Below are 15,733 nucleotides of genomic sequence, written 5' to 3' on the forward strand. Positions count from 1 at the left end.
AAAAAGTCAAGTTATATAAAGCATCATTTAGTGCTTTTTCGTAGTAATAACTTTGAAGCATACCTACTTTTAGGCCCTTATCTTCTCAGAACTATGTGCTATTGAATCACTCACATTTGTCGTAATAACATAACCATTTCTGCCATTATCTTTGGCTTTATATAACATTTCATCAGCACGACTTATTAATATCTCTTCATTAAGTGCTTGATCTGCAATGCAGCATACTACACCGATTGAAATAGTAAGAAACTCATTTATCTTGCTAGATTCATGCTTTATTTCTCTTAATCTTACTGCATCACTTATATCGCGTGCTAATCTTGCACTGTTTGACTCATCCGTGTCTATAAGAATAATACCAAACTCTTCTCCACCTAACCTAAACACAAAGTCACTAGGTCTTTTTAGAGAATCTTTTAAGACTTTAGCTACACTTTTAAGTGCAATATCTCCTTCTATATGCCCATAAGTGTCATTATACTGTTTAAAGAAATCTATATCTAGCATCATAAACGTGATATATGAATTTGTTCTTCTTGCACGTTTTAGTTCTCTATCGTATACAAAGTTAAAGTACCTTCTATTATGAAGAGATGTTAAAGCATCTGTGTATGAAACATTTTCAAGCTTTTTATTTGCTCTTCTTAGCTTTTTGGTAGTTATCTCCAGTCTTGTATGATCATTTTGAATACTTTTAAAAACATAATATGAGATAACTAATACACCTAAAATAATTATTGATAAGATTATTCCAACATTCTGAATTAATTCCTCATATATTATTAGAAATTTTTTTCTCTCATACTTGGCAATTTCCACTTCATAATTTATTAATTTTTTTACTGTTGCATGAATGTGTTCTACTTGTTTTTCAAAACTCTCCATTGAGATATTTTCTATTGCATGTCCTGATAAAACGCCATTTAGTATCTTTTTGAAGTATTCATTTGTAGATTTTATCTCTAAAGCAGTGTATTGAACATATTGTAATTCTTCATCTCTTTTAAAGTGAGACTCATAATTTCGCCATTGCATCTCTATTTTTAAAAGGGCATTTTCAATCTCTGATGTAGTTTGAGATGAACTGATTTCAGTATTCTTTGCTTTATATATTGTATTAGCGATTGAACCGTGATATATTTGAAGGATTTCATTTAATTCAGTTACTGGAACAAGTGAACCAAAGTATAGCGAGTCTAGGTTTTTTTTCATGGAATTAACATTTAAATAACCCATTATACCAATAAGTACAAGTCCCATTGTAATAAGCATAAAAAGAAAAAACAGTTTACTTCTTAACTTTAGTGCTTCAATAAACTTCATATTTCCTCCATCTTATAGATTCTTTAGTAATTAAGCAAATTTTATACCATTTTATCTTATGATAAAATACAATTAAAGAATTACAATATAGGTATTTTAATAATGGCAAAAATAGAATTTATATGAAAAATGACAAACTAGAATCTATAAAAAAATTAGATTTTTTCAAATCATTAAGTACTGATCAACTAATAGAGGTACAAAGTATTTCTAATATAGTTGAATATCCAAAAGATTCTATATTGTATTATGAAAATGATAGTTACAACAAAATATTTTTTCTTGTCTCCGGGGTACTAAAAGTCTACAAAATAGATAAATTTGAAAATGAAATTTTTCTGTATCATATTAATAAAAATTCTCTTATATCCGAACTAGCAAGTTTAGACAAAGACTCTATTTATTGCTATTCAAATTCAGAATTTATGGAAGACAGTGTAATCCTAGAAGTTAACTTCACCGAGTTTAAAAGAAGATTTTTAGCTAAAAATATACTCAACAGTGAATTTATCAATGAGATCCTACTAAAAACACATCAACTTCACTGCGTTGTAAATAGAGAGCTCGTTTTTGATGCCACTGCTAAAGTTGCCTTTATGCTTAATGACGATTTAGAGATGTTTAACTCACTTAAAAGACAAAATGTATCTTTTATGTTACATATTCAACCTGAAACACTATCTCGAGTTTTAAAAAAACTAAAAAGAAGTAATATAATTGAAGTTGAAAACTCAAATGTATCTATCCTAAACAAAGAACAACTTGAGAGTATAATTAGAGGGGAACAATTATGAAAAAAGCCACAAGTATTAGTACAAAAATCAAAGTATTAGGAGCTCTTCTAATTATCTTAATGCTTAGCGTAATAGCTACTACAATATACTTAAACCAACAAAATGAAAAAGATGCTCTGATAATAAACATCGCAGGTAAGCAAAGAATGCTTACGCAAAAAATGTCTAAAAATATTTTTTACATACACTATAACTCCAACAAAGATTTTTATGAATTAAATGCTGCCATAGATGAATTTATAAAAGGTCTAAATACTTTAAGATATGGTGATTCAAATAAAAATATTTCTCCAGTTCCTACATATCAAATATCACTGCAACAGATAGAAATAAGTAAACTTTGGGGGAAATTTTATAAAGACATCCAGAATTTCAAACTCTTTACAAATTCTAATGTAAATAGAAATGCAGAACTAGAAGAAATAATCACTGCTATATATAGAGAAAACACAATATTACTAGATAATGTGGATAAGCTGGTAACAATGTACACAGATTATAGTGAGAAGAAGACTAACTTTATCAAAACATTTCAATATACTTCAGGAATCATACTTCTAATACTTTTTGTATACTCTCTTCTACAACTACGCTCTATAGAATCACATGTTGACTCATTTATGCAATACTCTAGAATGCTTATAAATAATGAAGATATTACAAATCTAAAGCCACTAAAACTAGAAGCTGAAAGTGAGACTGAAATTATTGAAGTTAGTGATACCATAAACTGTTTTATACAAAAAGTAAATACTGCGATGGAATATTCTAATGAGGCATTACTACAGTCTGAAAGGGCTTCTTCAAAACTAGAAGAGCTTACAGATGAGTTTGACTCTATCATTGATGAGTTAAAAGATAAATCACTAGCTCACAAGCATCTAAATAACAGTGAAGATATTGTTATAGAATCAACAGAAGAATTAATCAATTCTACAAAAAAACTATCTAATCTAAAGCTAGAATTAGAAAAGCTTACTAAAAGTTGTCAAGATAGTAGATTGTAATATTTTTATTAAGTGCTACTTATATTCACGATTTCAATAGATAAAACAAAACTTAATATATTTTTCTAATCATTTGACATAAGTCAAAGATTTTTATCCCTCCAAAGTGGTAGTATTGAATCGTTAATGGACACCTTAACAAAAATTGAAATAAAGTAGTTTTTGAATTTACTTCATTTCAAAAATTATCAAACAGGAGAAAATATGTCACTTTCAAGAAGAGAATTTCTTAAAAGTTCAGCGGCAGCATCTGCAGCAGCAGCGATTGGTATGAGTGTACCAGCAGAGCTTCAAGCAGCGGCGAACAAAGCTGAAGGCGGCTGGAGATGGGACAAGGCAGCTTGTCGTTTCTGTGGTACTGGTTGTGGTATCATGATGGCTACTAAGAATGGTAAAATTGTTGCTGTTAAAGGGGACCCCGCGGCTCCAGTTAACAGAGGACTGAACTGTATTAAAGGTTACTTTAATGCAAAAATTATGTATGGTGCGGACAGACTTACTCAACCATTACTGAGAATGGATGCTAATGGTAAATTTGATAAAAAAGGTAAATTTGCTCCAGTATCTTGGAAAGTAGCTTTTGATATTATGGAAGAAAAAGCCAAAGCTGCTTTCAATGAAAAAGGTCCTGAGGGTGTAGCAGTATTTGCATCTGGTCAATACACTGTAATGGAAGGTTATGCAGCTCAAAAAATGATGAAAGCTGGATTTCGTTCTAATGCAATCGATCCTAATGCTCGTCACTGTATGGCATCTGCTGTTGTTGGTTTTTATCAAACATTTGGTATTGATGAGCCATCAGGTTGTTATGATGACATCGAACTTACTGATACAATCGTATCTTGGGGTTCAAACATGGCAGAGATGCACCCGATCCTATGGTCTCGTGTAACTGACAGAAAACTTTCAGATCCTGAAAGAGTAAAAGTTATCAATATGTCAACTTATACTCACAGAACTTCAGATTTAGCTGATACAGAGATTATTTTCTCGCCAAATACAGATACAGCTCTATGGAACTATATCGCTAGAGAAATCGTATTTAATCACCCAGAATCAATTGATTGGGATTTCGTAAACAAACATATGGTATTTGCAGCAGCAAATCCAAATATTGGTTACGGTATGAGAAAATCGAATGAGAAATCAATCAAAGAAGGCAAATATACTGCGCTTGAGATGGAAACTATTTCTAAAGAGATGAAAACTATCGTTTCAGAAAAAGAAGCTCCTGCACTTGCACCGTATGGTTACAAAGCTGGAGATGAAATGATTCATAACCAACCGGGCCTTAAACACTGGTTGATTGAATTTGAAGAGTATAAAAAATCTTTAGCACCATATACACTAGAGTATACAGCTAAAATTTCTAAGGGTGATCCAGATGAAGATATTGAAGGATTTAAAGCAAAACTTCAAGAGTTAGCTGGTCTTTATATTGAAAAAGGGCGTAAGGTAGTATCTTTCTGGACTATGGGTATGAATCAACATACACGTGGTACATGGACAAATACACTTGCATACAATGTTCACTTTATGTTAAATAAGCAAGCTAACCCAGGTGATGGAGCATTTTCATTAACTGGTCAACCTTCTGCTTGTGGTACTGCTCGTGAAGTTGGTACATTTACACACAGACTTCCAGCTGATATGATGGTTAAAAATCCTAAGCACCGTGCTATTGCTGAAAAACAATGGCATATACCTGCTGGAACTATTAATGGTCAAATGGGACAACATATTATGCGTATCCACCGTGATATCGAAGATGGTCATGTTAAATTTGCATGGGTAAATGTTTGTAATCCTTACCAAGATTCAGCTTCTGCTTCTCACTGGATTAAAGCGGCTCGTGAAATGGATAACTTCATTGTAACTTCTGACGGATACCCAGGTATCTCAGCTAAAGTCTCTGACCTTATCTTACCATCTGCTATGATTTATGAAAAATGGGGTGCTTACGGTAATGCTGAGCGTCGTACACAACACTGGAGACAACAAGTTATTCCAGTTGGTGATTCAATGAGTGATACTTGGCAATGGGTTGAATTCTCAAAACGCTTTACAGTTAAAGATCTATGGATGAAAGATGTAAAAGTTGCTTGGGGTAAAGCCGATATGAAAGCTGTTCCATTAGATAAAATCAAGGCTATGGGATACAACGAAAATACAACTATGTATGAAATTCTATTTGCAAATGATAGAGCTAAATCATATAAAATTGATATGAACGATCCTATTCAAGCTGGATATGACAACTCTGAGTGTAATGGCGATAGCCGTGGAGTTATTGGTTCAGATGGTAAAGAGTTCAAAGGTTACGGTTTCTTTATCCATAAATATCTTTTTGAAGAGTATGCATCATTTACTCGTGGTCACGGTCATGACCTTGCACCATTTGATGTTTACCATAAAGTTCGTGGTCTTAAATGGCCTGTTGTTGATGGTAAAGAGACTCAGTGGAGATTCAATGCTAAATACGATCCATATGCGGCTAAAGCTACAAAAGAGAGTGGTAATTCTCATGCATTCTACGGTGAATTCTTAAAACAAGTTCCTCAAGGTGACTTAAACGGAATTAAAAAAGATATGAAACTGAGCTATGCTGATAAACCAGGTAAACATTACCTTAAAAATAAAGCTAAGATTTTTGCTCGTCCATATATGGATCCTCCAGAAATGCCAGATGCTAACTATGATACATGGTTATGTACAGGTCGTGTACTTGAACACTGGCACTCAGGAACTATGACTATGCGTGTACCTGAACTATATCGTGCAGTTCCAGAAGCGTTATGTTATATGCATCCTAAAGATGCTGAAAAATTCAATGTTAAACAAGGTGGTTTATGTTGGGTAGAATCTCGTCGTGGTAGAGTAAAAGCTAGAGTTGAAACTCGTGGTAGAAATAGACCTGCTCGTGGTCTTGTATTCGTACCATGGTTTGATGAAAAAGTATTTATCAATAAAGTTTGTCTAGATGCGACTTGTCCATTGTCAAAACAAACAGACTACAAAAAATGTGCTGTAAAAATTTACAAAGCATAGATAAGTAGATTAGATTTAGAGTAAGGAAAGATTCGTTTTGAGCGAAAACAGACCTAAAATACAAAGAAAAGAACCATTGAGTGATAGAAGAAGATTTATTCTCACTATGGCACGCGGTGTTGGAGTTACAGCACTGGGTGGATTTGTTTGGAGTGCATTTATTGATGAAGTTACGGCTTCACAATTAATCCTTCGTCCACCAGGAGCTATAAAAGAGAAAGATTTTCTAAAAACATGTATCAAGTGTGGATTGTGTGTTGAAGCATGTCCGTACGATACACTATTACTCGCTAAACCAGGTGATAATAAACCTCTAGGAACACCATATTTTATTCCTAGGGAAATGCCCTGTTATATGTGTCCAGATATTCCTTGTGTACCTGTTTGTCCGACAGGTGCGCTTGATGAATCTAGCGTTACGACTGATGATAAACTTGATATAAATGTGGCCGACATGGGTCTTGCAGTTATTGATGATGAAAGTTGTATTGCTTTTTGGGGAATTCAATGTGATGCTTGTTATAGAGCTTGTCCTTTATTGGGCGAAGCTATAACGATAGTGTATGAAAAAAATGATAGGACTGGTAAACATGCCTTTATGAAGCCCATTGTTCACTCTGATGTCTGTACAGGATGCGGTCTGTGTGAAAAAGCTTGTGTTACAGAAAAGGCAGCTATATTTGTACTTCCTAGAGAAGTTGCAATGGGTAAAGCAGGTGATTACTATATTAAAGGTTGGGATAAAGAGGATGAAAAGCGTTTAGAAAATGCTAAAGAAATCCATACTCAAACTGAGATTAGTAAAGAAAGTGCTATTGACTCTTTAAATGATTCGGGAGATTTATACTAATGGCTAAGCTGTGGAATAATTACCGATATCTTTTTTTGAGAAGATTTGTCCAGATAGGTTTACTATTGTTATATTTTGGAGCGAATCATTGGGGATGGACTATCCTTATGGGAAATCTAAGTTCATCAAGTCTTTTAGGTATTGTTCCTTTAAGTGATCCGTATGCTGCTTTGCAAATGCTTGCAGCTGGTGCTATATTAGCAACTGATATACTTATCGGTGTTGCAATAATTAGTCTGTTTTATCTGCTAATAGGCGGTCGTGCCTTTTGTAGTTGGGTTTGCCCTATAAATATGATAACTGATGTTGCAGCATTTACAAGAAGATTTTTTGATATTGATCGCAACCAAAAGAGACAACCAGCAACTCGATATATGAGATACTGGGTTTTAGTCTTAAGTTTAATAATCTCAGCTGTGATGGGCGTCACTGCTTTTGAATTTATTAGTCCAATCTCTATGGTTCATAGAGGGATAGTATTTGGTTTAGGATTTGGGTGGGCAGCAATGCTCATTATTTTTCTTTTTGACCTTTTCGTGCTTAAAAATGGCTGGTGTGGGCATATATGTCCTCTAGGTGGTTTTTATTCACTACTGGGTAACTTTAGTCTGATCAGAGTAAAACATACTGTAGAGAATTGTACTGCATGTATGAAGTGTAAAGTAGTTTGTCCTGAACGCCAAGTTTTACATATGATCGATAAAGAGAGCCTACCTGTACTTTCAGGTGAATGTACAAATTGTGCTAGATGTATTGAAGTGTGTGATGATAATGCACTTGGTTTCTCAATCAGGGAACTAACAAAAAACAAAAAAACGGGAGAGTAACAATGAAAACAATAAGTAAGATAACAATTGGTCTAGCTACTGCTGCACTACTATTCGTTGGTTGTGGCAATAATGCTAAACCTTCATCAAGTGGTATAGTTGCTAAAACAGTATCTGAAGAATCACTTGGTCTAAGAAAGACGGACCTATATTCAGAAGACACTACTCAAGGTGATAAGACGAAGTATTCTCCAGATGCAGCTGGAAGTGGAAAAAGATTCGAAAGAGCATTTCAAGATGCTCCTCCAATGATTCCACATGACATAGAAGGTATGTTACCGATTACAATTAATAACAATGCTTGTACTAGCTGTCATGCACCAGAAGTGGCACCGAGTATGAAAGCACTTCCATATCCAGTATCACATCTGACTAACTTTAGACCAACACATAAATATGATGGTAAATCGTTTACTAAGAGTATTGATAATATGAAAAATGAAGTTGATATAAAAGAAACAACTCATCTTCAAGGTGCAAGATTTAACTGTACACAATGTCATGCTCCACAGTCTCAAGGTAACTTAGCTGTTGAAAATACTTTTGAAGCTAATTACACACGCCCTGACGGTGCTAATAAATCAGGTTGGAGCGGTACAGCTTTAACTGATCAATTAGATACTGTTAAAGGTGATGGTGGTAAAGTTACTAACACAGATATTGAAAATAAAAATTCTGTTGTTGGTGCTAGTGTTTGGACACACCACTAAAGAATGCAAAGAAGAGAGCTTTTTAGCTCTCTGGCATCCAAACTAAAAGGTGAAAACCTTAAAAAAGATAGTCCAGAGAGACATATAAGACCACCATACTATAATGATGAATCTCTTTTTCAGAGTGAGTGTAATAAATGCGAAGCTGCGTGCGCAACTCTTTGTGAAGAAGAAATAATAAAAATTGCAGATGATAAAACTCCATATTTGGACTTTTCAAGTAGTGGATGTACGTTTTGTGATGAGTGTGCAAAAGCTTGCGAATTTGGAGTTCTTAGCGTAGATAATAAAAGAAATATTAATGCTAAGGTGACTATTTCAAAAAATGAGTGTCTAAGTTGGAATGCTGTTATGTGTTTTTCATGTAAAGACCCCTGTTTAGATAATGCGATTGATTTTCAGGCAATGTTTATGCCTGAGATAAATGACAAGTGTACATCTTGTGGTTTTTGTCTAAGCAGATGTCCAGCAACATCAATCCATTTTGAGGTGATATAATGAGTAAAATTTTACTTTTAAGTATATTGATTATATCTACGCTGTTTGGGGAGATAAAAATGCCAATCAAACACTATATTTCAAGCGGTCCTGTTACAGATATTGTTCTAGCAGGCTCTAAACTATATAGTGCCACCAATGCAAGTTGTGTAGATGTTTTCGACCTTAAAAGTAAAAAAATAATTAATCAAATTAAGGTTAACAAAATAGAAGACTTTATGGGTGATAAAGTTGACTCAAAAATTTATTCTGTTGATATTTTGGACGATAAGATTTTGATTTTATCTCAGGCAAACCAAGGCTTCAGAAGAGTTCATATACATCAGAACAATAAGAGTGAAGTTATTATTTCAGATGAAAAAAAGCTTACAATTTCTAAGAGTAAATTTTTAGATAAAGAGAATATTCTTTTAGGAATGCTGAGTAATGAACTTGTTTCATATAACATCAAAACTAAAACCAACAACTGGATTGTTCAAGTCTCAGGAGCGAAATTCTCAGACTTTGTTTTAAATGAAGATAAAAGCCAAGCTGTTATCGCTGATGAGAGTGGTGATTTAAAAATCTACAATACAAAAAATGGAAAATTAATTAAAACCCTAGAGGGACAAAATCTAGATAATGTATTTAAAGTAGATTATAAAAATGGTATTATTGCAACAGCAGGACAGGATAGAAGAGTTGTTATTTATAACAATAAATCAGGCTCTGCTTACTATAAATCTTCACATTTTTTGATTTACAGTGTTGGTCTTTCACCAAGTGGCAAAATAGTTGCTTTCTCAAGCGATGAGAACAATAACATCACTCTTTTTAATACCACTACAAAATCTACTTTAGGTAAATTTGGTGGAAATAAAATGACACTTACAAAAATACTCTTTTTAAACGAAAATGAGTTTTTAGCTGCAAGTGATGACAAAACCGTTAATTTATATAAGATAAAATAAACTCAAATAAGAAGGAAATAGATATGAATGTATCAAGTATAGTAGTTCAAACAGTACCAAAGTTTTTAGAAGAAGTGGTTCAAAGCCTAAAAGATTGTGAAGTATGTGATTACCACATGCATGATGAAAAAGGTCGTGTTATAATCACTATTGAGGGAGCAGGTGTTGAAGAAGAGTTAAAGAAACTTCGTGTTGTTGAAGCGATTCCTCATGTCATTACAGCTGATATGCAGATGGCATACAGTGAAGATGAGCTTAATGAGCATATGGAAGTATTGGCAAACGCGGATTTAGTTCCTAAAATGTTAAATGATGAAGATTTAGACCCAAAAGACATTGTATATAATGGTGACTTAAAGAAAAAAGACTTAGAGGGTTTTGCTAGACGTTTTGATGAGACTGGTAAAAAATAGTTATGAGTTTAATATTTGAATCAAAAATAAAAGTAGATGAGAATAATGAGTGGTTCATTGAACTAACTGACACATCAGATGGCAGAGTTGAGATTTGTAAAAACATAGATGAGTACAAAGAGAAGTTCGAAAAGATGGGCGAAGATTATGGCGGAAATGTTGATCAAGTGATATGGTCTCAAGATGATAATGTTCCTCCATATCATATAGATGAGATTAGACAAGCAATGGCAGACCTTCAAGCTGAAGTTGAAGCAAAAATAGGTAGGCCTCTAATGGAAGAGAATAAATAGTGGAAGCTAAAGCTATAGTTACAGACACTTACTTGGACCATGCAGAAATTTCTGCGCATCTAAAAAATGTAGAGTACATAATAATGGCTGCTGCTGCGCCTGGACATTTTAAAGATACTCCTATTCATTTTACAATTTTTTTAAATACAAGCGATAATCTTTCCAAGGATATTCAAGAAGCAGTTTTAAATAAATTTTTAGATGATAATAGCATCTCCAAACCAGCAGAACTGATGAGCCATATAATGCCTGTAGGTTTTGGTATAAGTACCCAAGACACTCCAATGCCTCTACTTCTGGTAAAACCAGAAGATCAAAGAACAATTGCTCATGCTGTTATGTTCGTTATGGACTTCTTAGCTGATTCTGAGAACTTTAATGAAGCTAAGTATGATGCATTAACTGGCTGGTCATATTCTTATAATAAAACTATTTAAAAGAGATTTTTTCTATCTCTTTTATAGTTTTGGCGATACCTCTAGAGAGGTTTTTATAAGATTTTTTAGTAACTAAGATATCATCTTCTATTCTTATTCCCATCCCTCTAAATCTTTTTGGAACACTCTTATCATCTTTAGATATATAGATGCCAGGTTCTATAGTTAAAACCATACCCTTTTTTAGAGCTATCTCTTTTTTATTTGCATCTAAGTAAGGAGCTTCATCATGGACGTCAAGTCCCATCCAATGTCCTATGCCATGAGGATAATACTTTTTGTGCTTTTGGGCTTTAATAAGCTTCTTATACTTACCCTTTAAGATGCCAAGACTTATCATGCCTTTTGTAAGAAGTATCTCGGCCTCTTTTTGTAAGTCAGTTCTTAGCACTCTAGGTTTTATCATTTTAATGATTTCAAGTTGAACTTTCAAAATCATGTTATACAACTCTTTTTGTGCAGAAGAAAACTTGCCATTGACGGGTATTGTTCTTGTTATATCACTAGCATAGTATTCATATTCGCATCCAGCATCTATTAAAATAAGTTCACCATCAACCAAAGGCTTATCATTAGAAATATAATGCAGAGTATTAGCACTATCTCCACATGCAACTATGGAAGTATAGGCATCACTATATGCACCATGCTTTTTAAAATTATATTCTATAGAAGCAAGAAGTTCATACTCATTTTTATTTTTTTTATCAAATATCATCGCTTCATGATGAGCCTCTCTGGTTATACTGATAGCTTTTTTAATCAGTTTAATCTCTGACTTTGATTTTATCAGTCTCATTTGCGCAATCAAAGATGAAATATCTTTAGCTTTTTTACTCTTTTTATAATTTTCACTAAGTCTGACTTCATCAACTAGAAATCTCTTTTTAGCTTCAGTTTCCCCTAGCCTTTGTCCATTCCAAAGCTCATATGTTTCATTTTTTTTTTGTACATATAACAAACATTTTGTATATTTTTTTCGCTTTATAAAGACTAAATGAGAGTTATCCTCTTTAAATCCTGTTAAGTAATAAAAATTACTATTTTGCCTATAAGGATAATCTGTATCATTTGAGCGAGTTTTATATTTTGAGCTTGAAACAACTGCTATAGAGTTTTTGGAGAGTTTTTTAGCAACAAAGTCTCTTCTTTTTTTGTATTCACTCTCTTTTATCACCTACAAACCTCATTTAAAAAATCTAAGCCTTGATCTAGTATATTAGCAAGTGCAGAATCTAAGGCTTTTACTCCGCCTGATGCATCCAATGAAGTAGCTTCTTCTCTTGCTTTGAAAGTTTTTGTCGCAATCACTTTGTTTGTTATTGAGTCGATTAACGTAAAGTTAATTTCAGCATTTACATGTGATTTATCTAGACTTTTATTATAGTATTGCATAAAATCTTCTATATTTATTTCTAGAATGAAGTCACTTTTACTTCTGGATTTTGAGTTTTGAGTATTTTTAAATACTTTAGCTTCTCTTATAGCCTTAACTATTTGAGATGATATCTCTTTATTTAATGAGTTATTCCATTGTGCTTGCGAGTAGGTATATATTTTATAAGAATCTAACACATAGTTCATCTGTGGGGACATTAATGAACTTGAACTGAATGCTTGTGAAACTTTCAGTGATTTATCTCTACATCCTTGAAATACATTACTATGTTTTAGTATTTTTTGAGATAATTTATACTCAGTAACTGCTGGTTCTTTTGTTGAACAACCTGATATTAAATAGACGAGTATTATTGCAAAATAAATTTTTATCATCATTCCTCTCCCGGACCTTTTTTAATCTCTTCTTGTTTAAATAGTATATCACCAGGACTTCTCTCATACTGGTTAAGTGTACCCTCAACTCTTATCATTAAGTGTTGTGTCTCTATGAGTGTGTTATTTATTGTCGGTATTACATCACCTACAATCTCTTTAATATTAAACTCCCCATCTGAAACTGCCCTTTTAATTTCATCCATCGATGCTTGAATAATTTTATAGCTACTTGAAATAGAGGCTAAAGACTTAGAAATATCATTTTCCCAAGCGACACTCTTATCTATGAAGTGATCTACTTTTGGCATCATAAGGTCAATCTTTTTTGTCACTCTGTCTAAGTTTTTAAAAGATGTATGAATATCTTCTATAACTTCATCATTTGCTAGTTTTTCCATTTGAGTCATAAAAGCTGCTGTTCTATTTAGTAAAATCGATATTTGCACTTGATTCTCATCATTTAAAAGCTCTTCTGCTCCTGTTAATGTCTTTGATAATTTTGTTGACACTGTTCCAAGTGATTCCTCAAAACGTTCAAAAAATGAGGCTTCCGTTTTTATAACAGGATACTCTTCCCCTTTTTTTGCTTCAAGACTAGCAGCAGCATTGTTTCCCAAACTAAGATTAATATAACTAAGCCCTGTAATACCTTGAGATGTTAGTGTCGCGACTGTAGTCTCTTTAACCGGTGTTAATTTTAATATAGATACAAGGACTTCAACCTGCTCTATATTCTTAGGATTTATTCTTAGTCTTATAACTTTACCAACACTAATACCTCTATATTTAACTGCAGAATCTACATTCAATCCTAAAACTGATTCATTAAAGTGTATAATGTATTTTTTCACTTCATCTTCTGTTGAAGGCTTTAACATCCAATAGATAAACCCTAGCATCAAAATAATTCCAACAAGTACAGCTAAACCAACAGCCGTATAATTAACTTTATTATTCATATTGAATTCACTCCTCGAAAAAATGTTTGTATGAATTCACTTTTAGTATCTTTAATATCATCTAAATTTCCCTCATAAACAATTTTTTTTTCATCTATAATCGCAATTCTATCAAGTGTAGCATAAATTGATTGCAAATCGTGTGAAACCATTACAATCGTTAAACCTAAAAGTTTTCTTAGCTTAAGTATCAAAGCATCGAAGCTTCGTGCTGAGATAGGGTCAAGTCCGCTAGTCGGTTCATCTAAAAACAGAAGTTTTGGATCCATTGCAAGAGCACGAGCTAGAGCAGCTTTTTTTTTCATTCCTCCACTTATTTGAGACGGATAAAGCAAGGCATCTGATGATTTTAGACCAACAAGGTTAATTTTGAATTCTACTATCTCATTTATCATCTTTTTTGACAAATCAGTGTATTCTGTGAGTGGTAAAGCTATATTTTCTTTTATATTTAGTGAAGAAAACAGTGCTCCAGCCTGAAATAAAACACCCCACTCTGTTCTTAACTTTTGTGCCTTATTATACTTTATCTTCCCCAGGTTGTATCCTAAAATTTCTATGGAACCAGCAGAAAATTTCTGTAACATTAGCATCTCACGAAAAAGAGTAGTCTTTCCACTTCCAGAGGGACCAACAATACCATAAATCTCACCTTCATTTACACTAAGGTTAAGTCCATCATGAACTACTTTATCTCCAAATTTAGTCTTAATATTTTTAACTTCTATTATGCTAGCCATTATATCCCCAGATTTGTAAAAAGAATTGAGAAAATTGCGTCACATATGATAACTGCAAATATAGCTTCAACAACACTTTTGGTTGTGTTAAATCCTATACTTTGCGTGTCATCTTTTACCATAAACCCTCTATATACTCCAATAGATGCTATAAGAAATGCAAAAAATGGACCCTTTGCAATTCCTATAAAAAAGTGTTTGGCAGCTACAGCCTCACCAAATCTATCTAAAAAGAGTTGAGGACTTATTCCCAAATCAAAATTTGCAACAAGCATTCCCGCAAACAGACTCATTACATCTGCAACAAATATAAGAAGAGGCATAGCAATCATTAGTGCTATTATACGAGGAAGGACTAAAAAGACATATGGGTCAAATCCCATAGTCCTCATAGCATCTAACTCCTCAGTTATCTTCATCGCACCAATTTGAGCGGTAAAAGCTGAAGCACTTCTACCTGCTATAACAATGGCAGTCATAAGTGGTGCGAGCTCTCTAAGCATAGAGATACCTAGCATGTCCACAATAAATATATTTGCTCCATATATCTTTAATTGATATGCTGACTGGTATGCTGTAACTAGACCTATTAAAAAACTTGTAAGGGCTATAATTCCCAAAGCTTTAATAGCACTCTCATTAATCTCAAATGCTATCTCTTTAAATCTTATGTTTTTAGCAGATTTAAGATAGGTGATTTTAGTAGCAAAAAGCTTGCCGATAAATGCCATAAATGATAAAAAACCAATAAAGGATGAGTTAGTACTTTCACCTATTAGAGTGATAATATTTCTTCGTTTAGTTTCTGGAATTGCTTGAGAGGTTTTTTTTGATTTTTCCACTAGCTCTAAAGTGTCTAAAATATCTGTATCAGTCGTAAGAACATTGGAACTTATATTTTTTTTATCAAACGCTTTTATAGTAGAGTTAATAAAGATAGATGCAGCAGTATCAAAATAGACTACATTTTCTAAGTCAAAATCAACTTTTCGCACCTTGGAAAAATCAATTTTGTCTATCTTTGTTTGAGAAGAAGTAACGGTGTAAAGTGTAAACTCTCCTGAAAATTTCAAAGAAAGCTTATCATCCAATAATGTATAGTTAA

The 15,733-nt window shown here is 33.1% G+C and carries 17 protein-coding genes; 11 read left to right on the plus strand and 6 right to left on the minus strand.

The annotated features are described in order from the left end of the window. Nucleotides 1-69: 69 nt before the first annotated feature. The gene (locus ACLHDE_RS10850) at nucleotides 70-1,326 is read right to left on the minus strand and encodes a diguanylate cyclase (protein ID WP_415396435.1); all 1,257 of its coding nucleotides are present in this window, start codon (nucleotides 1,324-1,326) and stop codon (nucleotides 70-72) included. Between the two features lie 122 nt (nucleotides 1,327-1,448). Here ACLHDE_RS10850 and ACLHDE_RS10855 point away from each other — a divergent pair, with 122 nt between their 5' ends. From ACLHDE_RS10855 to ACLHDE_RS10905, 11 genes are all read left to right on the plus strand, one after another. Further along, complete coding sequence (locus ACLHDE_RS10855) at nucleotides 1,449-2,120, plus strand: Crp/Fnr family transcriptional regulator (RefSeq protein WP_415396436.1); 672 nt, start codon at nucleotides 1,449-1,451, stop codon at nucleotides 2,118-2,120. Next, entirely contained in the window at nucleotides 2,117-3,127 is a 1,011-nt protein-coding gene (locus tag ACLHDE_RS10860; RefSeq protein WP_415396437.1) for a type IV pili methyl-accepting chemotaxis transducer N-terminal domain-containing protein, read from the plus strand. Before ACLHDE_RS10855 ends, ACLHDE_RS10860 begins: the two co-directional genes overlap by 4 nt. Nucleotides 3,128-3,331: 204 nt before the next feature. Beyond that, nucleotides 3,332-6,175 (plus strand): nitrate reductase catalytic subunit NapA, encoded by a 2,844-nt coding sequence (napA, locus tag ACLHDE_RS10865; RefSeq protein WP_415396438.1) that lies wholly within the window; start codon nucleotides 3,332-3,334, stop codon nucleotides 6,173-6,175. Between the two features lie 37 nt (nucleotides 6,176-6,212). Next, nucleotides 6,213-7,025, plus strand: coding sequence for a ferredoxin-type protein NapG (gene napG, locus ACLHDE_RS10870; RefSeq protein WP_415396439.1), 813 nt, complete (start codon nucleotides 6,213-6,215; stop codon nucleotides 7,023-7,025). Next, nucleotides 7,025-7,852 carry a quinol dehydrogenase ferredoxin subunit NapH gene (gene napH, locus ACLHDE_RS10875; RefSeq protein WP_415396440.1) on the plus strand — a complete coding sequence of 276 codons (828 nt, stop codon included), beginning with the start codon at nucleotides 7,025-7,027 and terminating at the stop codon, nucleotides 7,850-7,852. The genes napG and napH overlap by 1 nt, the downstream gene beginning before the upstream one ends. A 2-nt stretch (nucleotides 7,853-7,854) precedes the next feature. Further along, the gene (locus ACLHDE_RS10880; protein ID WP_415396441.1) at nucleotides 7,855-8,562 is read left to right on the plus strand and encodes a nitrate reductase cytochrome c-type subunit; all 708 of its coding nucleotides are present in this window, start codon (nucleotides 7,855-7,857) and stop codon (nucleotides 8,560-8,562) included. Between the two features lie 3 nt (nucleotides 8,563-8,565). Further along, nucleotides 8,566-9,060: a ferredoxin-type protein NapF gene (locus ACLHDE_RS10885; protein ID WP_415396442.1), complete on the plus strand. Its 495-nt coding sequence runs from the start codon at nucleotides 8,566-8,568 to the stop codon at nucleotides 9,058-9,060. Further along, entirely contained in the window at nucleotides 9,060-10,010 is a 951-nt protein-coding gene (locus ACLHDE_RS10890; RefSeq protein WP_415396443.1) for a WD40 repeat domain-containing protein, read from the plus strand. Before ACLHDE_RS10885 ends, ACLHDE_RS10890 begins: the two co-directional genes overlap by 1 nt. 23 nt (nucleotides 10,011-10,033) lie before the next feature. After that, nucleotides 10,034-10,423 carry a chaperone NapD gene (locus ACLHDE_RS10895; protein WP_415396444.1) on the plus strand — a complete coding sequence of 130 codons (390 nt, stop codon included), beginning with the start codon at nucleotides 10,034-10,036 and terminating at the stop codon, nucleotides 10,421-10,423. A gap of 2 nt (nucleotides 10,424-10,425) precedes the next feature. Then, the gene (locus ACLHDE_RS10900; RefSeq protein WP_415396445.1) at nucleotides 10,426-10,716 is read left to right on the plus strand and encodes a hypothetical protein; all 291 of its coding nucleotides are present in this window, start codon (nucleotides 10,426-10,428) and stop codon (nucleotides 10,714-10,716) included. Next, nucleotides 10,716-11,153: a hypothetical protein gene (locus ACLHDE_RS10905; RefSeq protein ID WP_415396446.1), complete on the plus strand. Its 438-nt coding sequence runs from the start codon at nucleotides 10,716-10,718 to the stop codon at nucleotides 11,151-11,153. The genes ACLHDE_RS10900 and ACLHDE_RS10905 overlap by 1 nt, the downstream gene beginning before the upstream one ends. Here the strand turns inward: ACLHDE_RS10905 and ACLHDE_RS10910 are convergent. Genes ACLHDE_RS10910 through ACLHDE_RS10930 form a run of 5 tightly spaced genes read right to left on the minus strand, consistent with a single transcriptional unit; the run spans nucleotide 11,146 to nucleotide 15,719 of the window. After that, entirely contained in the window at nucleotides 11,146-12,330 is a 1,185-nt protein-coding gene (locus ACLHDE_RS10910; protein WP_415396447.1) for an aminopeptidase P family protein, read from the minus strand. The two genes, ACLHDE_RS10905 and ACLHDE_RS10910, sit on opposite strands and share 8 nt — an antisense overlap. Further along, nucleotides 12,327-12,929, minus strand: coding sequence for an ABC-type transport auxiliary lipoprotein family protein (locus tag ACLHDE_RS10915; RefSeq protein ID WP_415396448.1), 603 nt, complete (start codon nucleotides 12,927-12,929; stop codon nucleotides 12,327-12,329). Before ACLHDE_RS10915 ends, ACLHDE_RS10910 begins: the two co-directional genes overlap by 4 nt. Continuing rightward, complete coding sequence (locus tag ACLHDE_RS10920) at nucleotides 12,926-13,888, minus strand: MlaD family protein (protein ID WP_415396449.1); 963 nt, start codon at nucleotides 13,886-13,888, stop codon at nucleotides 12,926-12,928. Before ACLHDE_RS10920 ends, ACLHDE_RS10915 begins: the two co-directional genes overlap by 4 nt. Further along, nucleotides 13,885-14,628, minus strand: a complete 744-nt coding sequence (locus ACLHDE_RS10925) for an ABC transporter ATP-binding protein (RefSeq protein WP_415396450.1) — start codon at nucleotides 14,626-14,628, stop codon at nucleotides 13,885-13,887. Before ACLHDE_RS10925 ends, ACLHDE_RS10920 begins: the two co-directional genes overlap by 4 nt. Next, nucleotides 14,628-15,719: an MlaE family ABC transporter permease gene (locus ACLHDE_RS10930; protein ID WP_415396451.1), complete on the minus strand. Its 1,092-nt coding sequence runs from the start codon at nucleotides 15,717-15,719 to the stop codon at nucleotides 14,628-14,630. Before ACLHDE_RS10930 ends, ACLHDE_RS10925 begins: the two co-directional genes overlap by 1 nt. Nucleotides 15,720-15,733 lie beyond the last annotated feature (14 nt).

It is taken from the genome of Sulfurimonas iocasae (assembly GCF_047716755.1).
GTDB lineage: Bacteria > Campylobacterota > Campylobacteria > Campylobacterales > Sulfurimonadaceae > Sulfurimonas.